Origin of the sequence: Peribacillus simplex, from assembly GCF_900156045.1 — a bacterium.
In the GTDB taxonomy this organism is placed as follows: domain Bacteria; phylum Bacillota; class Bacilli; order Bacillales; family DSM-1321; genus Peribacillus; species Peribacillus simplex_D.
Map to the genome: position 1 here is coordinate 124,848 of NZ_FTMX01000007.1, position 20,556 is coordinate 145,403.

At 41.4% G+C, this 20,556-nt stretch carries 21 protein-coding genes and 1 pseudogene; 11 read left to right on the forward strand and 11 right to left on the reverse strand.

The features are described 5' to 3' along the window. Nucleotides 1-16: 16 nt before the first annotated feature. The 3 genes and pseudogenes from ribB to BW986_RS22240 all read left to right on the forward strand — a co-directional run. Nucleotides 17-655: pseudogene (ribB, locus tag BW986_RS22230) on the forward strand (3,4-dihydroxy-2-butanone-4-phosphate synthase); the annotation flags it as partial. Nucleotides 656-733: 78 nt separating this feature from the next. Continuing rightward, nucleotides 734-1,204, forward strand: coding sequence for a 6,7-dimethyl-8-ribityllumazine synthase (gene ribH, locus BW986_RS22235; RefSeq protein ID WP_048685088.1), 471 nt, complete (start codon nucleotides 734-736; stop codon nucleotides 1,202-1,204). 283 nt (nucleotides 1,205-1,487) lie between these two features. Next, nucleotides 1,488-2,654: a DHH family phosphoesterase gene (locus tag BW986_RS22240; protein WP_076370877.1), complete on the forward strand. Its 1,167-nt coding sequence runs from the start codon at nucleotides 1,488-1,490 to the stop codon at nucleotides 2,652-2,654. Between the two features lie 61 nt (nucleotides 2,655-2,715). Here the strand turns inward: BW986_RS22240 and BW986_RS22245 are convergent, their stop codons facing one another. The 5 genes from BW986_RS22245 to mreBH all read right to left on the reverse strand — a co-directional run bounded on the left by BW986_RS22245 (nucleotide 2,716) and on the right by mreBH (nucleotide 7,660). Continuing rightward, the gene (locus tag BW986_RS22245; RefSeq protein WP_076370879.1) at nucleotides 2,716-3,582 is read right to left on the reverse strand and encodes a YihY/virulence factor BrkB family protein; all 867 of its coding nucleotides are present in this window, start codon (nucleotides 3,580-3,582) and stop codon (nucleotides 2,716-2,718) included. Between the two features lie 477 nt (nucleotides 3,583-4,059). Continuing rightward, nucleotides 4,060-5,286 (reverse strand): cation:proton antiporter, encoded by a 1,227-nt coding sequence (locus BW986_RS22250; RefSeq protein ID WP_076370881.1) that lies wholly within the window; start codon nucleotides 5,284-5,286, stop codon nucleotides 4,060-4,062. Nucleotides 5,287-5,292: 6 nt separating this feature from the next. Then, the gene (locus BW986_RS22255) at nucleotides 5,293-5,790 is read right to left on the reverse strand and encodes a cation:proton antiporter regulatory subunit (protein ID WP_076370883.1); all 498 of its coding nucleotides are present in this window, start codon (nucleotides 5,788-5,790) and stop codon (nucleotides 5,293-5,295) included. Nucleotides 5,791-5,842: 52 nt separating this feature from the next. Further along, a complete protein-coding gene (locus BW986_RS22260) occupies nucleotides 5,843-6,406 on the reverse strand; it encodes a tyrosine-type recombinase/integrase (RefSeq protein WP_063234693.1) in 564 nt (187 codons plus the stop codon). Between the two features lie 246 nt (nucleotides 6,407-6,652). Next, nucleotides 6,653-7,660 (reverse strand): rod-share determining protein MreBH, encoded by a 1,008-nt coding sequence (gene mreBH / locus BW986_RS22265; protein WP_076370886.1) that lies wholly within the window; start codon nucleotides 7,658-7,660, stop codon nucleotides 6,653-6,655. Between the two features lie 315 nt (nucleotides 7,661-7,975). Between mreBH and BW986_RS22270 the strand changes: the two genes are divergently transcribed. The 6 genes from BW986_RS22270 (at nucleotide 7,976) to map (ending at nucleotide 12,864) form a co-directional block, all read left to right on the forward strand. Beyond that, nucleotides 7,976-9,079 (forward strand): AbrB family transcriptional regulator, encoded by a 1,104-nt coding sequence (locus tag BW986_RS22270; RefSeq protein WP_076370888.1) that lies wholly within the window; start codon nucleotides 7,976-7,978, stop codon nucleotides 9,077-9,079. A gap of 384 nt (nucleotides 9,080-9,463) precedes the next feature. Further along, on the forward strand, nucleotides 9,464-10,255 hold the full coding sequence (motA, locus tag BW986_RS22275) for a flagellar motor stator protein MotA (protein WP_076370890.1): 792 nt from the start codon (nucleotides 9,464-9,466) through the stop codon (nucleotides 10,253-10,255). Continuing rightward, complete coding sequence (gene motB, locus BW986_RS22280; protein ID WP_076370891.1) at nucleotides 10,248-11,006, forward strand: flagellar motor protein MotB; 759 nt, start codon at nucleotides 10,248-10,250, stop codon at nucleotides 11,004-11,006. The genes motA and motB overlap by 8 nt, the downstream gene beginning before the upstream one ends. A 45-nt stretch (nucleotides 11,007-11,051) precedes the next feature. Continuing rightward, nucleotides 11,052-11,327 (forward strand): late competence development ComFB family protein, encoded by a 276-nt coding sequence (locus BW986_RS22285; protein ID WP_076370892.1) that lies wholly within the window; start codon nucleotides 11,052-11,054, stop codon nucleotides 11,325-11,327. A 167-nt stretch (nucleotides 11,328-11,494) separates the two neighbouring features. Then, nucleotides 11,495-12,010, forward strand: coding sequence for a type 1 glutamine amidotransferase domain-containing protein (locus tag BW986_RS22290; protein ID WP_076370894.1), 516 nt, complete (start codon nucleotides 11,495-11,497; stop codon nucleotides 12,008-12,010). A 107-nt stretch (nucleotides 12,011-12,117) separates the two neighbouring features. Next, nucleotides 12,118-12,864: a type I methionyl aminopeptidase gene (gene map / locus BW986_RS22295; protein WP_076370896.1), complete on the forward strand. Its 747-nt coding sequence runs from the start codon at nucleotides 12,118-12,120 to the stop codon at nucleotides 12,862-12,864. Between the two features lie 41 nt (nucleotides 12,865-12,905). Here the strand turns inward: map and BW986_RS22300 are convergent, their stop codons facing one another. From BW986_RS22300 to BW986_RS22315, 4 genes are all read right to left on the reverse strand, one after another. Further along, nucleotides 12,906-13,148 (reverse strand): DUF2164 domain-containing protein, encoded by a 243-nt coding sequence (locus BW986_RS22300; RefSeq protein WP_063234700.1) that lies wholly within the window; start codon nucleotides 13,146-13,148, stop codon nucleotides 12,906-12,908. Nucleotides 13,149-13,159: 11 nt separating this feature from the next. Next, nucleotides 13,160-13,675 (reverse strand): molybdopterin-guanine dinucleotide biosynthesis protein B, encoded by a 516-nt coding sequence (mobB, locus tag BW986_RS22305; RefSeq protein WP_179086136.1) that lies wholly within the window; start codon nucleotides 13,673-13,675, stop codon nucleotides 13,160-13,162. Then, a complete protein-coding gene (locus tag BW986_RS22310; protein WP_076370899.1) occupies nucleotides 13,663-14,928 on the reverse strand; it encodes a molybdopterin molybdotransferase MoeA in 1,266 nt (421 codons plus the stop codon). Before BW986_RS22310 ends, mobB begins: the two co-directional genes overlap by 13 nt. A gap of 97 nt (nucleotides 14,929-15,025) precedes the next feature. Continuing rightward, nucleotides 15,026-15,250, reverse strand: coding sequence for a DUF1128 domain-containing protein (locus BW986_RS22315; RefSeq protein ID WP_034305672.1), 225 nt, complete (start codon nucleotides 15,248-15,250; stop codon nucleotides 15,026-15,028). Nucleotides 15,251-15,481: 231 nt separating this feature from the next. On the opposite strand from BW986_RS22315, the gene BW986_RS22320 reads away from it, so the two are divergent. Together BW986_RS22320 and BW986_RS22325 are read left to right on the forward strand one after the other, a co-directional pair. After that, nucleotides 15,482-15,874 (forward strand): hypothetical protein, encoded by a 393-nt coding sequence (locus tag BW986_RS22320; RefSeq protein WP_076370901.1) that lies wholly within the window; start codon nucleotides 15,482-15,484, stop codon nucleotides 15,872-15,874. Nucleotides 15,875-15,890: 16 nt separating this feature from the next. Then, nucleotides 15,891-16,730 carry a YihY/virulence factor BrkB family protein gene (locus BW986_RS22325; RefSeq protein ID WP_076370903.1) on the forward strand — a complete coding sequence of 280 codons (840 nt, stop codon included), beginning with the start codon at nucleotides 15,891-15,893 and terminating at the stop codon, nucleotides 16,728-16,730. Between the two features lie 234 nt (nucleotides 16,731-16,964). Here BW986_RS22325 and BW986_RS22330 read toward each other — a convergent pair whose 3' ends face one another. Beyond that, nucleotides 16,965-18,884 (reverse strand): heavy metal translocating P-type ATPase, encoded by a 1,920-nt coding sequence (locus BW986_RS22330; RefSeq protein WP_076370905.1) that lies wholly within the window; start codon nucleotides 18,882-18,884, stop codon nucleotides 16,965-16,967. Between the two features lie 329 nt (nucleotides 18,885-19,213). Beyond that, nucleotides 19,214-20,380: an MFS transporter gene (locus BW986_RS22335; RefSeq protein ID WP_076370906.1), complete on the reverse strand. Its 1,167-nt coding sequence runs from the start codon at nucleotides 20,378-20,380 to the stop codon at nucleotides 19,214-19,216. Nucleotides 20,381-20,556: the final 176 nt, after the last annotated feature.

Here is a 20,556-nt window from a genome sequence, read left to right on the forward strand (position 1 = left end):
ATAGGGCGGTGTAATGATGTTTCATACAATAGAAGAAGCAATAGAAGATTTGAAGGCTGGCAAGGTAGTAATCGTATCCGATGATGAAGACCGTGAAAATGAAGGGGATTTTGTAGTGTTGGCCGAAAAGGCGACACCGGAAGCGATTAATTTCATGGCCACTCATGGACGTGGTTTGATTTGTACAACCATTACTGAAGAACTGGCAGCGAAATTGAAACTGCATCCTATGGTAGGTGAAAATACCGATCATCATGGCACTGCTTTTACGGTAAGTGTCGATCATAAAAGCACCTCTACAGGAATCAGTGCTTTTGAACGGTCCTTGACCATCCTTGAACTTCTTAATGAAGATTCTGTGGCTGAAGATTTCCAAAGGCCTGGTCACACTTTTCCGATAGTCGCTAAAGAAGGCGGCGTATTGAGAAGGGCAGGACATACGGAGGCATCGGTGGACTTGGCGAAGTTATGCGGTGCCTCTCCAGCGGGTGTCATTTGTGAGATCATGAATGAAGATGGATCGATGGCCCGCGTATCCGATTTAGAAGTCATCGCTGATAAATTTAACCTGAAATTCATTACGATAGCCGATTTGATTCGGTATCTTGAACAAAATGATTCAATTGGGAAACAGGAACTTGAACTGAACATCCCGAAAGCTTGAAGGGTTATTAGGAATTAAATCTTAACGTGAAAAAATGATATTGTTTTTTAAAAATAGGAGGAATTGGACATGGGGAAAACTATTGAAGCACAATTAATCGGATCAGGTTTGAAAGTCGGAATCGTGGTAGGAAGATTTAATGAGTTTATCACAAGCAAGCTTTTAGGAGGGGCATTGGATGGCCTTAAGCGTCATGGCGTTGATGAGAATGATGTTGACATCGCTTGGGTCCCGGGTGCTTTTGAACTTCCGTTAATTGCTAAGAAACTTGTGAATACAGGTAAATATGATGCGGTAATCGGTCTTGGAACGGTAATCAGGGGTGCCACTTCACATTATGATTATGTATGCAATGAAGCAGCTAAAGGCATGGCTTCCGTTTCATTGGAAACAGGTGTACCGGTTATCTTCGGTTTGCTGACAACTGAAAATATTGAACAAGCCATTGAACGTGCAGGAACGAAATCAGGTAATAAAGGCTATGAAGCTGCGGTTAGTGCGATTGAAATGGCCAACCTTGGAAAATTAATAGAACAGTGATTTCACATAAGGAAGCCGCAGGGAATAACATTCCTGCGGCTTTTTTAATTGTCAGATTGTAAATACCTCGATTTCAAAGTTATGTGGTTTCATTAAATACCGGTATAAATCATGGAAAATAAAGAATCATTAGGGAATTTTCAAAAAAAAACCGAACAAAAGCATCACGTAATGGAAGCATGATAAAATATGCGGATATGATTATGCTACAATTGTAAAGATTGCAATTGAAATTCATGACTTTAGGGAAAAGTAATTTTATTAGTTATTAGGAGGGGTTTGTGTGTACCATCTCTTTACACATAATGATTTAGATGGAGTCGGCTGCGGCATTGTAGCTAAGCTGGCATTCGGAGAAGAAGTAGTGGTTAGTTATAATTCAATTGGCCGCCTTAATCAGAATGTAGGAGCATTTCTTGAGCAGGCTAAGATTGAAGATACATTGATCGTTACTGATCTATCGGTTGATGAAGATAACGAAAAAATGATTACTCAGTTTGTGGAAGATGGAGGCAAGGCATTGCTGATTGATCATCATAAGTCAGCAATGCATTTGAACGAACATGATTGGGCATCTGTAACTGTCGAACAGGAAGATGGTAAACAGACGGCAGCGACATCATTATTCTATCAGTATGCAGTTGAAAATAAATTGCTGGAGCCATCAAGCATTGTCGCTGAATTCGTTGAATTGGTTCGTCAATACGATACTTGGGAATGGGAAGTCAATAAAAATACAACGGCAAAACGATTAAATGACCTGTTTTTCATGATTCCGATAGAGGAATTCGAAATGAAAATCGCAAATAAGCTGTCCACGGCTGAAAGTTTTACTTTTGACGAAGTGGAGCAAACCCTTCTGAATGTTGAAGAGAGTCGAGTAGATCGGTACATAAACAGGAAAAAAAGAGAAGTCTATCAGGCTACGGTCGGTCCCCATACGGCTGGTGTGGTCCATGCAGAGTCATACCACTCGGAATTGGGTAATGAACTGTCGAAAGAGTTCTCGCATCTGGATTATATAGCCATCCTGATGGTAGGAAGTAAAAGAATCAGCTTCCGGACAATCCACGATGATATAGATGTTTCTGAGGTTGCCGGCAAGTACGATGGGGGCGGTCACCAAAAAGCAGCCGGTTGCACCATGTCCGAAAAGGCATATAGCCAATATGTCGAAAAGACCTTCCATGCCGAGCCCCTTAAACGAGACGCACATAAGAATCAATTGAATGTAAAGGAGTCCCCAGAGGGTTGCCTATATTCAACGAGAGACAAACAGGACATATTCATCTATGAAGATGAAGAAGAGGAATGGATTGTTGAAATCAACGGAAAACAACAGAAGAAAACATTCGATACATTTGCGGAAGCGGAAAAATACATGAAGCGGAAATACGCTGCATGGCTGGCGCATGATGAAAGATATGAAGAATTTATCAATAAGGGGTGAATAGGAAAGCGGCTGTCCAAATGGGACAGCCGCTTTTCAATCTTCCATTGTCATTCTTGATTTACCTTTTAAGCGGGACAGGATGAACGATCGTACGGGACTGTTTTTTCGGAATGGAATTTTGACGATGTAGAATTGCATTGATTTCTCCTCCAATCACAAAAATGAGACCACTCAAATACAGCCATAGCATCAAGATGATCACGCCTCCTAAACTGCCATAAGTGGAAGAGTAGTTGGCAAAGTTACTTACATAGAATGAAAATCCAAGTGATATTCCCAGCCAAAGTACAGTTGCGGTCACTGCCCCAGGGATGACGTGTTTTATGGGAAAACTTTTATTCGGTGCAAAGCGATATAGAAAGGCCAGGACAAGTGAGATGACAACAATCGCGATAACCCATCGTAATAAGCTGAATAATATTTGCGTTTCTTCAGGGATCGGAATGACTTGCTGTAATAAATCGATGATGACTTTTCCGAAGACGGGGAGACCCAACATGACGATGAATGCTACAACCAGGCCTAATGTCAATACAATGGAAATGATGCGGGCTTTGATGAAATTCCTTGTTTCTTCTACATCATAGGCGATATTCATGGAATGGATGAACGCATTCATTCCGTTGGAAGCGGACCAAATGGTTCCAAGGAAACCAAAAGTCAGTAAGCCGCCGTTCCGTTCAGATAATATGTTGATGATATTTTTCTCGACGACTTCCATCGTTTCCGCAGGCATGAAGGTTTTTATCGTGTCAAGGGCTGTTTGAATATCGATGTTCAGATAAGGTAATATGGACAGAAGTAAAATGAGCAAAGGGAATAGCGCCAGTAAATAGTAATAAGCTTGTTCTGCCGCTAGCCCGGTTACACGATCTTCCTTTATTTCCTTAATCAGTTTCTTTGAAAATTTTATCGACTTATTCATCTGGGCATCACTCCTGAATAGTTACTTAGGTTTTCTCTTCTTTTCCCTCTGGTCATGTAAGTTAATCCTCAAAAGAAAAGAAATTGAAAGTTCTGATCCTCGCACTTGTAGAAGCTTGTGATAATGACATAACCTTAAACTACTCCATTGATCGAATGTAACGTGTTTGATCTCTTTGCTTTGTAACAACCAAAAACAAATTTGGGGAGAGGCAAATCAATTTTTAATGTTCCAGTAAAGTGCAAAATCGGAATGATGGAGTGGTGAAGAAATGGCAAGCCAAGGATGATTAAGAAGGTTTTGCGATTAACTGTAAATAGGTGCTGCTGATCCTTCAAGCCTATGAATAATACGATCAAACACTACTACTAGGTATGATTTTATGCCTTCTTTATAACAAGTATAATAATAATTATGGTAGCAGGTTATGGAAGGTAAACAGAAAAAAGGCCAGACAGCAATGTCTGGCCTTTTTTTCTATTGAACTTCTTTTCCCTGTTCCTTTTGAACCTTCGGAGGGGTCCATTTGAATACTTTATTTAGGATATTATAGATGTGTTTGGATTCTTTTGTAAGGATCGGTCCAAGAATCGCTAGGGTTAAAACATAAAGTGCCGCAAACGGGGTTAGTATAGGCATTAAACCGCCGGCAATGCCTAAGTTGGCTAGAATGATGGAGAATTCGCCGCGTGAAACGATCGTTAAACCGATGTTTGCGGAAGCTCTGTGAGATAAACCGGATTTGCGTCCGGCAATCATACCAGCTGCAAAGTTACCGATTATGGTGATGATGACTGCTCCAAGAACCATCCAAACAGCTCCCCCAAGGGTCGTCGGATCGATACTCAAGCCAAAGCTGAAGAAGAATATGGCCCCGAAGAAGTCTCGAAAGGGAATGACAAGTTTCTCAATCCTGTCGCTATGTTCCGTTTCAGAAAAGACTAGGCCGAGCAGTAGTGCACCGATGGCTTCCGCAACATGAATCGTTTCCGAGAAACCGGCAATGAAGAAAAGTAATGCGAACACGACGATGATAAAAATCTCATCGGAGGTTATATTGAATAATTTGTTAAGAACCCCAGATGCTTTCCGGGCGATAACGAAAAATATCAGCATATACCCAATCGCGATAAATGTAGAAAGTAATGTTCCCCAAACGGAACCAGAAGAGCTTAATACCAATCCGGATACGACTGATAAATAAACGGCGAGGAAGATATCTTCAAACATGATGATGCCAAGGATTAGCTCCGTTTCATTGTTACCGGTCCTTTTAAGGTCCACAAGTACCTTTGCCACAATGGCACTTGAAGAAAAACTGATGATCCCGGTTAATATCAGAACCTCTTTTAATGGAAGACCGAGCAGGAAACCGTAAAGAAAGGCCATTCCCACGTTGATTAAAATGTAATAGGTTCCGCCTGTCACGATATTTTTCCCCGACTTCATGAGCTTTTTGACGGAAAATTCAAGCCCTAGGTAAAACAGAAGGAATAAAATACCGACACGACCGAGGAATGCTATGATTTCATCACTTTCAATGAAACGCAGGTCAATTAATCCGAAGTGCGGGGCATGGGGGCCAACGAGCATCCCGATGATAATTAATAGTGGAACATTTGATATTTTGAATTTACCTGCTACGAGAGCGGCTAATGCCACTAGAAGTAGGGCAGTACCCACTTCAAAGACTAAATGGTCCATATGTGCTTAGTCACTCCTTTCGTCGGTCAGTAATTCTCTTGTCAGGTTACGGATATCTTTTCTTTCACCGGATATCACAAGAGTGTCGCCTGTTTCGATGATCGAGTCAGGACCAGGATTATTCATTTGTTTTTTTCCTTTTTTAGAATGGGCGATGACGGTCACATTATAATTGCTCCTGATATCAATCGAACCGATCGTTTGATTGATGGCCTTTGAACCTGGTTCGACTTTGAACCATTCAATCACCAAGTCACCCAATGACATTTCAATCGTTTCAAGTGCTTGTGGTTTATAAACCATACCGCCTATGATGGAAGCCATTTGCCGGGATTCCTGATCGTTAAGGGTGATGCTCGATATGACGTCTTCATGTTCATTATCAAAATGGTATAATTCCCGACGGCCGTCATCGTGAATGACGATTACTAACTTTTCATCATTTCTCGTTATGATTTCGAATTTTTGGCCAATACCAGGAAGTTCACTTTCTCTAATTCTCACTGGAATTCCTCCTTAAAATGTTGGTTAGAGTTAATAGAAGATAGCAGGTTGTTTATAAGTTAACGTCAATATTGGTCTTGAATTTCTTCTCCTTGGATATGCCGATGTATTTTAATGTCTCCGATGGACTGGAATGATGGTAATGCTTCTGTATCAAGGCCAGTGAAACTCCTTGTTTATAGGCGTGGTAGCCAAAAGTTTTACGCATCGAACTTGCTCCGAATTTGCCTGTCAGCCCTGCACCTTCCACAGCATCATGGATGATTCTGTGCGCCTGTTGACGTGTTATCGGCTTTTTTGTCTTAGGGGAAAGAAATAAAAATTGACCTTCGATAACCTTAGAGCCTTTAAGGTATTCTTGTAACGCGGTACGGACCTTCAGGTTCAAATAAATTTGATTGACTTCGTCATTTTCCGTCCGTTGTTCATAGAACTCCTTGATTTTGCCCGTTTCATCCAGAACGCTGGCCACGGTGATTTCAAGCATTTCATTTATCTTCATACCTGTATTGATGCCGAGTACAAACAATAAATAATCCCGACTGGAGTGGGCGCGTAAGTATGTTTTTATTTTGCTGATTTGATTGATATCCTTAAAGGCTTCTACATATTCCATAGATCTTCTCCTCTTGCCAATGTAACATAATTACATTATAACACAAGTTATGTAACATTGCATGCATTTAGTACTGCAGGTAATGCATGCTGTCGAACGTAAAAAAATCTTTTCCTTATTCTCTGCTCAATCGAGGTAAAATATTTGGGGAAGTTATTTAATGTGGAGGTTGCTGTTTGCATCATCGGGGACATCAGCCTGGAATGATAAAAAAAAGAAACCCCAAGTTGGGGTTTCCTCATTTTTTTAGTACACGGCTTTTTGTAGTTTGTGAATGACCTCAAGTGAAAGTCCGGTTCCGATGGCAACTGATTCAAGAGGGTTATCTGCAAGTTGGACTGGGACGACAATTTCATTCGTCAGCCACTCTTGTATCCCGTTGAGAAGGGCACCCCCGCCTGATAAGATGACACCTTGATCGACGATATCCCCGCTCAATTCAGGAGGACAATCCTCCAAAGTGGCCCTGATTGCTTCCAGTATATGAAGAAGCGATTCCTGAATGGCTTCCTGGACGTCAGTGGATGATATTGTAATCGGCTTTGGAAGACCCGTTACAAGATCGCGGCCCCTGACTTCCATGTTGATCACGGAATGTTTAACGAGTGCGTAGCCGATTTCTTTTTTTATTTCCTCGGCTGTTCTTTCCCCAATCAGCACATTATGTTTTTTTCTAACATATTGGCTGATATCTTCATCCAATTGATCTCCGCCAATTCTGATTGAATTGCAAGAAACGACGCCGCCATATGAGATGATTGCGACCTCAGTCGTTCCGCCGCCGATATCAACGATTACATTGGCAACGGGCTCTTCGACAGGCAGGCCCGCACCTATTGCTGCTGCTACTGGTTCCTCGATAAGGTGGACCTGTTTCGCTCCGCAGCTTTTGACTGCATCCTGAATGGCCCTTCTCTCAACTGATGTGGAACCCGATGGTGTACAGACCACTACACTAGGTTTGCGAATCGATAAACCTAGGGCCTTACTTGCTTTTTTCATGATTTCCCGAAGCATTTGCGCGGTTACATTAAAATCCGCAATGACACCATCCTTAAGCGGACGGATTGCCACAATATTTCCGGGTGTTTTCCCGATCATGTTTTTTGCATCCACACCGACTGCCAATACTTTATTAGTCTCTATATCAATGGCCACCACAGATGGCTCATTAAATACGATTCCTTTATTTTTACTGTAAACTAGCGTATTCGCAGTCCCTAAGTCAATGCCTATTTCTGTATTTGATAACATTTAGTCACCCCTCCATAAGAGTTTGACCCCCTATATACTCATTCTACCTTTTATTGCGAGTTTGTGGGGGTGGGAAATCTAGTAAATGGTGGAATTGCCATGCCGTTTATTTTCATAGAAAGAAAACATGATGAAATATAAGAGTGCACTGGCGAGGGCAAGCGCGCTAATAACGGAAAATGTCCAGCGTTTTTAGTGAAATTCACACTGCCGCACCTCGCTTCAGTCGAAAACAAGTGTGAATGGCAGCTTTGGACCAGCTTGTTTTATGTTAAGATATAGATGAAAATCCGCATAGATAAAGAAGGTAATTTTGTGAGTGCAAATTTAATCGAGAGTAAGAGTTTCAGAGTCATCTTTACAGCTTTTCTAGCTTTCCTAGGTGGTTATGCATTTGATAGCCTTGGAATATACCTGCCATGGATGCTTGGACCATTATTCGTCGTGATGATCGCGAAAGTGAAGTTAAGGAAGTACTTGTTTTGGTCTAAAACCTTTAGGAGTACTGGATTGGTCATATTAGGCTTACAACTGGGCAGTTCATTCACGAAACAATCGTTAAATGAGATGATTGAATATTTGCCGGTTATGCTTTTTACGACCATCGCAATCATTTTATTTACAGTTTTGACTGGCTGGTTTGTCGGGAAACGAATGAACTTATCCTTGGGCACATCCATGCTTGGCAGTTTTCCGGGAGGGCTTTCCCAGATGGTGGTCTTAAGTGAGGAAATGAAGGATAGTGATGAAACGGTTGTTGGTTTCATGCAAACACTGCGGGTCATCCTGGTGATATCCATTGTTCCTTGGATCGTGACCCATGTAATGTCAGTTGGATCAGGATCAGGTACGGTAATGACCATATCGGAGCGGCCGTTTTTCTTATTTGATTATGATGGGAAATTAGCCATCATGATGTTGTTAACCTTGCTAATATTCATCTTCTTCACAAAGAAAGTGAATTTTCCGCTGCCCTTTTTGCTAGGACCTCTCATGGCTGCAACACTATTCAATTTAGCAGGCCCAGGTGCCCCGCAGATTCCTGATTTTTGGTTGAACTTGTCACAATTGTTGATCGGCGCACATTTAGGCTATACACTGAAGGTTGATAATCCCCGACTTTTCAGAAAGATGTTTGGGGCTGTATTCGTCGGTAATGTCCTATTGATTGGACTTTGCTATTATCTTTCCGTTCAGTTTGCCCCTATCCTATCTTTGCAGCCGAACGAATTATTTTTGAGCATGGCGCCAGGCGGCGTCGCCGAAATGGCCGTAACAGCCATGTCTGTGCATGTGGATTTATCCGTTGTCACAAGTTTTCATTTATTCAGGATCCTATTCATTTTATTTTTTCTGTCACCCATCATAAAATGGCTTGTTGGGAGAAACCACGGGAAACAAGAGCAGGGACAAAGCTGACAGGCTTTGTCCTTTTTTCTTTTCGGAAAAAACTGAAGAGTGAAAAGAACAAATGCCAGGCGTTATGTGGAATTCACGAGTGAACCGCTAAAACTCACGAGTAAATGCGGAAAACTTACGAGTAAATCACCGAAACTCACTAGTAAAAGGACATACTCCAGACGTAATGAGAAAAGTACGAACGGAACATGCTTGAAATTCCATTCTATATTGTACCCGAACCATTGATATGTGCTGATGAATAAATACATGTAGGTGACAAAGTTGGTGGAATTTGTGATGATTTAATGCAAATTGAAATCGAATAGTAAAATAATCCTCACTTTTTTTGAACTTCATCCGATATAAGGAGGAGACGAGACTTTAAATGAATGGGTGAGTATTATGGATATAACATCAGTTTTGGGAGTAGTACTCGGTATTGTGGCCATCTTGGTCGGAATGGTGTTGAAAGGCGTTAGTGTAACCGCGTTGATTAACCCGGCGGCTATTTTGATCATTATTGTAGGGACGATCGCAGCTGTCGTAACGGCTTTCCCTTTGTCTGAGTTAAAAAGACTACCAAAAGTATTCAAGATTTTATTCTTTGAACAAAAATTGACAAAGCCTGAAGATTTAATAAAAACCTTTTCGGAATGGGCGATCATTGCAAGGAAAGAAGGCTTATTGGCATTGGAAAGCATTTCGGATCAAGTGGATAATACCTTTTTGAAAAATGGCTTGAATCTTGCAGTTGAAGGTCAGAGTGCCGATTATATTCGTGATATTTTAGCAGAGGAAATAGACGCGATGGAAGAACGCCATTTAAGCGCGGCAGCGATTTTTAGTCAAGCCGGTACATACGCACCGACGCTTGGCGTATTGGGTGCGGTAATCGGGCTGATTGCTGCATTGGGGAATATGGCTGACACGGAGGCATTGGGACATGCCATATCTGCCGCGTTCGTCGCAACCTTGATGGGGATTTACACGGGGTATGTGTTATGGCATCCATTTGCCAATAAGCTCAAACGGAAATCGCAGCAGGAAGTCCGTATCAAAGAAATGATGATCGAAGGCATTTTATCGATCATCGAAGGGGAAGCGCCAAGAACGATTGAACAGAAATTAACATCCTATTTGCCTGCTGGAGATCGTAAGAAGTGGTTAGAAGGCGATGTGAGAGAAGATGGCTAGGCGCAGCAAAAAGAAACAAAGGCATGAGGAGCATATCGATGAATCATGGCTGGTTCCCTACGCCGATATCTTAACATTGCTTCTCGCGCTTTTTATCGTCTTGTTCGCTTCAAGTTCGGTTGATGCAATAAGGTTTCAGCAGCTGTCCAATGTATTTAACCAGGTTTTTACAAGCGGAACGGGCTTTATGGATTTCCCAAGTGATTCTCCCAGCAATCAGCCGACGTCACCGGAACAAAGAACAGGTGCAGAAGATCTTAAGAAGCTTGGGAAAAACGAACAAGAAGACCTTATGGAAGTTCAGGAGCGTGTAAATGCCTACATCCAAAAGAATGATTTAACGGATAAATTGGGAACGAACCTTACTGATGAAGGGATGTTGATTTCAATTAGGGAAAACGTGCTGTTCGAATCGGGGGTGGCCGAGGTGAGACGTGAAAACCGAAAAATCGCTAAGGAAATCTCGGATTTATTGGTCATGGACTTACCCAGAAACATTATCGTAAGCGGACATACCGATAATATTCCGATTAAAAATTACCAATATGAATCCAACTGGGATCTGAGCGTAATGCGATCCGTGAATTTTATGAAACTTCTCCTGGAAAATAAAGAGTTGGATCCCGAAATGTTCAGTGCTAAAGGACATGGGGAATTCAAGCCGGTTGCTTCTAACGAAACGAAAAAAGGAAGGGCAAAAAACCGGAGAGTCGAAATCCTGATTGTTCCACGGACAGCGATAAATAAGTGAAAACCTGTCAGGAATGGACGGGTTTTTCTTTTTGAAGGAGAAAATATGGAAAGAGAATATACGAATGTGATGGAAGAAATCGTTGTGACATGGGTGCAGGTATTAATGTCAGGTTTGGAATACCAAACATTTTGTTCGTGCAGGAAATGTAAGAATGACATCATCACATTATCATTGAATAACCTGCCTAATTACTATGTAACCACGGAAGAAGGGCGGAAAAGGATATTTGGAAATTTGAATTCAGAAGTAAACAGAAAATGGATCAATAAAAGAATCATCAATGCGATACACGTTGTTGGACAGTATCCTAAACATTGATCAAAAGGTGGACAGCGAACGCCGAAGGGGTGTCGGAAATATAGCGGTATATTACTTATAAACAAAAGGGACAACCATTAATTATGTGTTTATTTATGGTGGCAGAGGGAACATAAATAAAGTACAAAGTTGGTTCATTCGATCAAATATTGAGGAGATGAATTATTATGGGTAAAAATATCGCATGTGTTGTAACGAATATGTTTGAGGACTCGGAGTATAGTGAACCGGCAAAAGCATTCGAAGAAGCCGGCCATACGGTAACGACGATTGAAATGATAAAAGGAAAAACTGTTAAAGGGAAACAAGGGGAGGTAGAAGTCGAGATTGATGAAAGTATCGACTCGGTAAAACCAGAAAATTTCGATGCATTATTCATCCCCGGCGGGTTTTCCCCTGATCAACTGCGTGCTGACGAACGCTTCGTATCTTTCGCAAAATCGTTCATGGATGATAAAAAACCAGTATTTGCGATCTGTCATGGACCGCAGTTGCTGATTACGGCCAAAACACTTGAAGGACGCCACGCAACAGGATATACATCGATTAAAGTCGATATGGAGTATGCAGGAGCCACATATTTGGACAAAGAGGTTGTGGTTTGCGGCAACCAGCTAGTAACCAGCAGGACACCTGAGGACCTTCCGGCATTTAACCGGGAATCGCTCAATCTATTGAAATAATGAAAAATCCCGGCAGCTGCCGGGATTTTTCATTTTAAAGGATTCATATACTTCAATCTTTGCAGTAAAATAAAAGGAGAGATGAATTTAAAAAGGAAGTGTCAAGATTGATCGTATTAAAATCTGCACGTGAAATTCAAGCAATGCATAAATCGGGTAAAATTTTGGCAGCTTGTCATAGGGAGATTGCAAAGTTGATTGTTCCTGGGGTGACAACATGGGAAATCGAAGAATTTGTTGAAGGATTCTTAAAAAAACATGGTGCGAAGCCGGAACAAAAGGGTTACAAAGGGTATGAGTATGCGACATGTGCCAGCATAAATGAAGAAATTTGTCATGGTTTCCCTCGTAAGACCCCTTTGAAAAACGGGGATATTGTAACGATTGATATGGTCGTCAATTATAATGGGGCCCTTGCTGACTCTGCCTGGACGTATACGGTCGGTAAGGTTTCAAAGGAAACCGAACATTTAGTGAATGTGACGAAGGAATCTTTGTATAAGGCGATTGAAGTATGTGTGGAAGGCAATCGGATTGGAGATATAGGTCATGCCATACAAACATATGTCGAAGCGGAAGGCTTCTCTGTCGTTCGTGATTTCATCGGACACGGGATAGGAAATGTCATTCATGAAGAGCCGCAGGTTCCGCATTATGGACTGCCGAATAAAGGTCCGCGACTTAAGGAAGGCATGGTATTCACCATCGAGCCAATGGTAAACGTAGGTACATATAAAGCAAGCCGGGATCCGAATGGATGGACTGCATCCACTGCAGATGGGAAATACTCGGCCCAATATGAGCATACGATTGCCATTACGAAAAACGGTCCGCTTATTTTGACCGAACAATGAAAATGAAAAAACAGCATCGAGCATGATGCTGTTTTTTCATTTTAATCAATTGGGCGTTCCAATGAATACAAATCTTCTTCAATATTTCCTAATCTGTCCTCAATGACTTTTTTAGCATCTTTGATACCTTCATTATAAATAAAGGGAGCAATATTTTCGAAAATGAACTGCAAATGATTTTCAGCAGCGATTTCACCGATTTCCTTGCCATGTTCCTGATACACATATTCTTGGATACTTTCGATCATCTTGCGGCGTTTTTCTATGGGAAATTGTATGAACATTGTGCCCTCCTTCATATTTGTTCTAAAAACCATGTAATGAATTGATCCGAATCCAAAGGAAAGACGGGTACTGAAGCATGATTCCTTGTTCGTTCCAGACATTCGGGCCAAGCCACAGCTGCTTTGACGTTAGTAAGCTTTTCCAATAACGGGAGGTCACTTTCTTCCTTGATTAAAATGACCTTAGGAAAGTCCTCTTGCTTATAACCTTCAATTAAAATCACATCAGGGAGAAATAGACACAGTAAATGAATCAGCTCAGTGATAGGGGCTTTCCCCTTGAAATTGCCAAGCAGCTCGATTGAACCATCTCCTTCAACAAGTGACGCAGCCGCCCCTGCATGAAAGTGTTTATTGGAATCCTTCGTGCCTGTGACATCTGGTTTTCCGCCATGTCCATGATGTTTTAAAACGGCTGTCTCTAATTTTGCTTCGTGAAGCTGTTTGATTATATTCGTTATGAAGGTCGTTTTTCCTCTATTTTGGTAGCCAACCACCTGGAAAATAAAGGGCCTCACCAAGGCCATTGGCATCCTTCTTGGTCATCGAGAAGCAGGATGTCGACAAAATCTCCAGTTTGGAAACCACGGGTCCCCCCAGGTAAGACGGTCAGTGAATTGGCACCTGCCAAGCTTGTTGTAATATTGGATTTATCCACACCGCTAGGAATTACCTTCAACTGGCCTGATTCGTAAAATAATCGGGTTCGAAGCAGACGTGAGAATGGATTTGGTTTTAAGAAGTCCTCTGCCAATTGTGCCGTCTCTTTTCGTAAATGCGGATGTTCCGAAAACAGCATGGTGCGGATGATCGGTCTTGCAAATAGTTCAAAGCCGACATAACTGGCGGATGGATTGCCGGATAAACCGAATAAAAATTTGTTATTATATACGGCTACGGTCGTAACGCTGCCGGGGCGCATGGCCACCTTGTTGAATAAGACATCAGCGCCAATTTTTTGATAAATATCCGGGAGAAGATCAAAATCGCCGACAGAAACTCCTCCTGTCGTAATGAGCAGATCCACTTCCTCCAAGGCAGTTGAAATGGCCTCGTAGCTTAATTCGAATTCGTCCTTAAGCTTTCCATAGAAACGGACTTCTCCTCCGGCCCTCCGAATTTGGGCGGAGATGGCATGTGAATTGCTGTTGCGAATTTTGCCGGGCTGCAATGGTTCATTAACATCAAGAAGTTCAGACCCCGTAGCGAATAACCCGACTACAGGCTTAGTGGCAACGGGCACTTCGGCATAACCGAATGTTGCGAGCAAGCCGATAATCCCTGGATTGATCGCTGTTCCTTTTTTCACAAGAACATCGTCTTTCTTTGCATCCTCACCTTGGAAAGAAACGTTTTCGCCTTCCTTAAGCGAGCGTTTAAATGATATGTACTTCTTTCCGTCCTTTTCGAATTCCTTCGTAAGCTCGAGCATGATTACGGCATCACACTCAGCTGGCATCTGAGCTCCAGTCATGATTCTTGCCACTTGATTTTTTTGAACAGGAATATTCGATACCATACCCGCAGCCAACTCTTCAACCACTTCGAACTCGAGAGGGTTATTTATGGAACCTTTGGCCGTATCCTTGGACCTAAGGGCGAATCCATCATATGGCGAGCGGCTAAAATGCGGAACATCATTTGTAGCTACAATATCTTGAGCCAGAAAACGGCCATGGCTTTCCTCGAGGGGAATCAGTTCCATATGTCCTGTTAATTTATGCTTCATCACTTTTTCCACTGCTTCTGCAATACTGATGGGCGTTCTTCTTTCTACCATGCTTACAACTCCTGTCGTTTTTCAATTTCTATATCAAATGTAGCAGAATTTTTTAAAAAATGAAAAAAATCCTCACCGGTATGGGAGGATTTGAATGTTACTTATTACGCAGTCTTCCAAGTTCTTCAGCGATAGCTTCCATTTCACGGACACTGAAATTCGTTTTTTTCATCACCATTGTATAAATATCGTGAAGTTCTTCGTACATCTCGATATCAAAATGGGTCGATTTGATTGCACCGAAGTTCATAACTTTTAATTTATCCTTGATTGCTTCAATCATAAACTCGACACTTTCGGCTGTGTTTTGCGTTAAATCCATTTCTCTCATCCTTTCATACGTTCCTAAATTATTTTCATCTTTGCATGATTACCTTGAGAAGTCAATGAATATTCGGGTGGAAAACGAAGCTTGATTCCAGATATACTTGGTCATCTCCACGTTTTAATGTGAGAGAGTTTGGGAAAAGATAGGAAAAAAAATATTTAAACATTGTATAATGGAGATAGCTAACATTATACATCAACTAATATATGACGAGGAGGAGAATATATGAGCAACATTCGTGAAGAATATAAGGGTGCCAAGAAAAGCAAATTTATGCAAGCGGTCTTTATTGGGGCGTTGGCTGGGGCAGCGATAAGCCTTTTTGATAAGGATACGCGTTATTCTGTATTGGAAAACAGTAAAAGCTGCATGGGTAATATGAAAGAATTCATAAAGAATCCCAATGGGGTGCTTAAACAAGTAAGTGAAACATCATCTAAGGTCCGTTCCACTGTTGAAAAAATTTCCGATGATGTATCCTTCATTTCCCAAAAGGTGGAGGAAATGAAAGACATTCCATCGCAAGTTGCCCAAGTGGTGATGGAGACGAAGGAAGTTTTTGCTGCAGAGGAAGAAGAGTCGTCTTCAAGTCAACAGGAACGTATTTCCTTAAATTAGAAAATGGGGTGGAGGTATGGCCAATAAAAAAGAATGGCTGAAAGGCTCATTCTTCAAGACTTTCATAAAACGGTTACATGTGGATGATGTGTCGGGGCTTGCAGCACAACTGTCTTATTTCTTCTTGCTTTCCCTGTTTCCGTTACTTATTTTTTTATTCACTTTATTGGCCTATCTGCCATTTTCCCAAGAAGATATATTAAATACCGTCCGTACATATGCGCCTGACGATTCGATGAAAATCATCGAGGCTAACCTATCGGAAGTGATGGAAGCGAATGGGACTTTATTGTCGTTTGGTGTCATCGGAACGATATGGTCGGCATCGAATGGGATGAATGCAATCATTAAGGCATTTAACCATGCATATGGTGTAAAAGAAAGTCGAACTTTCTTTATTTCCCGGGGAATGTCGATTCTACTCACATTAGCGATGATTTTTGTTTTTATTGTCGTTTTATTGCTGCCGGTATTCGGAAAACAGATCGGAGTGTTCCTATTTGCTGAAATTGGACAATCCGATGAATTTCTTACGATTTGGAACCAACTTCGCTGGGTGATCAGTACGCTTGTATTTTTAATTGTGTTCACAATCCTTTATTGGATTGCGCCCAACATAAAGCTGAAGTGCATAACCGTAATGCCTGGTGCTATCTTTGCAACGGCAGGGTGGAGTCTTGCTTCCTTTTTGTTTTCTTTTTATGTGGAGAACTTCGCAAATTATTCCGCAACATATGGAAGTCTTGGAGGGATAATCGTATTAATGGTTTGGTTTTATTTATCGGGACTCATCATCATAATGGGCGGGGAAATAAATGCGCTCATAAGTGAAAAGGAAAAACCAGAATGTGTATGAGCTTCCTGGAGTTCCCGTAATAGCAAGCTAACATGCTGCGGATACTATTCAAGAAATGACAACTTTAGAAGAGGAGGAGTTCTTTCATGAGTAAAAAGGATGGCAGCACAAAGCAAAAAGGAAAAAATAAAGGTTCGAACCATAAAACTTCAGGTTCTGCAAACGGTAAGAACGGATATCACTAAATGAAACGATCATAAAAAAAGGGAGCCTTGGAAGGCTCCTTTTTCATGTTTAGTTTCTCAAAAGTCTTAAGCTGTTCAGAATAACGAGAATTGTACTTCCTTCATGGCCAATGACGCCATATGGGAGGTCTAGAAATTGAAGGAAATTGGATGCTATCAAAATCATGATGACCGAAATTGAAAAGATGACGTTTTGTTTGATGATCCGATTCATCTTCTTGGATAATTTGACTGCTTCCGCAATGCGCGGCAGATCATTCTTCATCAGAACGACATCCGCTGTCTCCAAGGCAACATCCGTGCCTTCACCCATTGCAATTCCAACAGATGCTGTTGCAAGTGCAGGTGCATCATTGATGCCATCCCCAACCATTGCTACAGTGCCAAAATGTTCTTTCAGCTTTTTCACTTCAGTCACTTTGGTTTCAGGTAGACATTCGGCAATATATGCATCTATATGGCTCTCCGAAGCAATCGCTTTAGCCGTTTTTTCCCCATCCCCTGTAAGCATGACGGTATGGATGCCCTCATTTTTCAAGGCTTCGATGGCTGTAACGGTTTCTTCACGAACGACATCTTTCAAAGTGAGTATGCCTGCAATTCCTTGATCATCTTTTGCATAAACGATTGTCTTACCTTGTTCAGCCAATGTCAGTGCAATGCCATTTTGGAATCGTTCTGCTTCACTGCGACCGACGAAATCAGCTTTTCCGACTTGCCAAAGCACGCCATTGATATAGGCTTGAACCCCATTACCAGAGATATCTTCCATGTTATTTGGTTTAATGATATCCTTTTGCAATTTTGATTTGGCATAACGTACGATTGATGTTGCCAAAGGGTGATTCGAATAATTTTCAACAGATGCAATATGAAATAAGAAATCATCTTCGTTTAAATCTTCGCGGATAATGACATCCGTTACCTCTGGTTTTCCTTTTGTCAATGTACCGGTTTTATCTAAAGCAATTGCCTGCAGATTACCTAGATTCTCAAGATGGATGCCTCCTTTAAATAAAATGCCATGACGGGCTCCATTTGAAATGGCAGAAAGTGTAGCTGGCATAATAGAGGCAACAAGGGCACAAGGAGAAGCGACAACGAGCAGGATCATCGCTCTGTAGAATGTCTCGGTCCAGCTCCACCCCAATAGGAAATGGGGTACGAACATCATCAAGCCGACAACCGTCAATACTACTTTTACATAAGTCCCTTCAAACCGTTCAATGAACAGCTGGGAAGGGGACTTTTCACTTTGTGCGGATTGAACGAGAGTGATTATTTTTTGAAATAATGTTTCACTTGCCGGTTTCGTGATTTCCACGGTAATCGTTCCACGGAGATTAACCGTTCCCGCAAATACTTCATCATCCAATGATTTACTGACTGGTAGGGATTCGCCAGTGATGGCGGCTTCATCTATATTGGTACGGCCGTCCGTGATTTTTCCATCTGAAGGAACTCTCTCACCTGGTTTCACTAAAATCAAATCCCCGACATGCAGCTGTGAAACGGATACGGTTTCTTCATATCCGTTAGTGATGCGCAGTGCTTCTTCGGGCTGTAAGTCCATTAATGCCGAAATTTCTTTATGGCTTTTATTCATCGTGTATGTCTCAAGGGCACCGCTTAAAGCGAAGATGAAAATCAATATGGCACCTTCCGTCCAGTATCCGATGACCGCAGAACCGATTGCTGCAAAAATCATCAGCATCTCAACATTCAATTCCCGGTCGGCAATCGTATCTTCTATGCCTTCTTTTGCCTTGGCATATCCGCCAATCAAGAAAGAGGCCAAGTATATGACGATGGAAGTGGTTTCCATTCCGTTCTTTGAAAGGACCCAGCCCAATAATATAAGTAAACCGCTGAATAATGCAGCAATAAGTTCTAGATGAGGTTTCGCTTTTTCCAACCAAGTGGTTTTGCATGCAGCCGGTTGGGTTAAATGTTTAGTATCTGTAGTCATAAGACTCCCTCCCACATTCTTCTCTATTTTGTGTAAATGATATAGATTATCATTTGTGTTATATCTAATTGAGAAAGATAATCAACGTCATTTCTCTGGATAAAATATGAAAGCTGCCACCGTAATTGCGATGACAGCAATGTTTTCAAAGGTTTATAAATGTGATGTCCCTTTTGTTATTATTATAATACCACATATCCTATTCGGAAATAAAGAAGAATGATTCTAATCTAGTAAAAAATATAAAGTATCTCCTAACCAATATAAAGTCTATTGATAAATACCGTTCAAATTGAATAATAAAAGAAGCGTCCAGATAAAAAACTATACTACATAACTGAAGCAGGCATTTTTTCCTTAAACAAGGCCAATGATATGAAGACAAGGAAAAGCATGATACTGATCATATAGAAAAAATTTCCTCCGTCAATGTGTTCTATAACCAGGCCGCCAAAGAATGGACCGACGATGCTGCCGAGACTAAAGAATATACTGCATAATAAATTCCCGGCAGGTAATAGGTTTCTAGGTAAAAGATCTGCCATATAACTGATTCCAAGCGAGAAAGTCGAACCAACCATCATTCCGCCAAACATAAAGCAGATGAATAGGCCAAGTACTGAATGGGAATAAATCCCTGCAAGTGTGAATATGGCAAACCCTGAAATAAGAATCGTCAGCAAGGTCTTTCGCCGTCCAAAACGGTCACTGACCATCCCCAAGGGGATCTGGGTAAGCAGAGTCCCTGCAGAAAATGCCGGAATGATGATGGATACTGCGGTTAAATCGATTCCGGAGCGCAGGGCGAATACAGGAAAATTGCTATTCAATGAGGCTTCAAGCACGCCAAATGTAAACGGAAGTAAAAAAGCGACCCAGGCTATGCGGCTAACTTTCGTAAACCTTTTGAGTGTGCCAAGGAATGATGTGCTTTCAGAATCATCCTGTTCAGGAAGCTCATTTCTAATTAGGAAAACAGTGGACCAAGCCAGAAGGCTAAGTATCGATGTGATGATGAAAGGCAAAGACTGATTGATTTCGAGAAGCTTCGTCATCAGCGGGCCAACCATGAAGCCAAGACTGAAGAAAAGTCCATAAATGGCAAGATTCCTTCCGCGCTTCGCTATTGGTGAAATGGCAGTGATCCATGTCTGTGTAGCAAAGTGAAGTGTATGATCGCCGATACCAATGAAGAAACGCAGTACGAACCAAAACCAGAATGATTTCCAGACAGGAAAAAAGGCAAGTGATACAATGACCGTTATCCCGCCAAATAATATCAATGGCTTATAGCCGTATTTCCGGAGTGGGGCTTCCATAAAAGGAGAAATCAATAGAATTCCAATATAAAGGGAGGCTGCATGAAACCCGTTTAGGGATGAGCTAATTCCTTCATTTTCAAAAATGATGGCAATGATCGGCAGGAGCATCCCTTGAGAAAACCCCGATATGCCGACAATTAAGATTAAAACGCTTAAAAGCAATTTATTATTCATAAAATCATGTCTCCTAAGAAATCTATACCTTCTTGATGTTACATCTTAGGAAGAGGATTAAGCAATAGAAATTTGGGTAAATATTGTCAAGAAGAGAGGTGTTGATAAAATTTTCCTTTGTCATCCACCGAAGATTATGTATGATAGTTTTTGTTACATAAAAAGAACTATAGGAT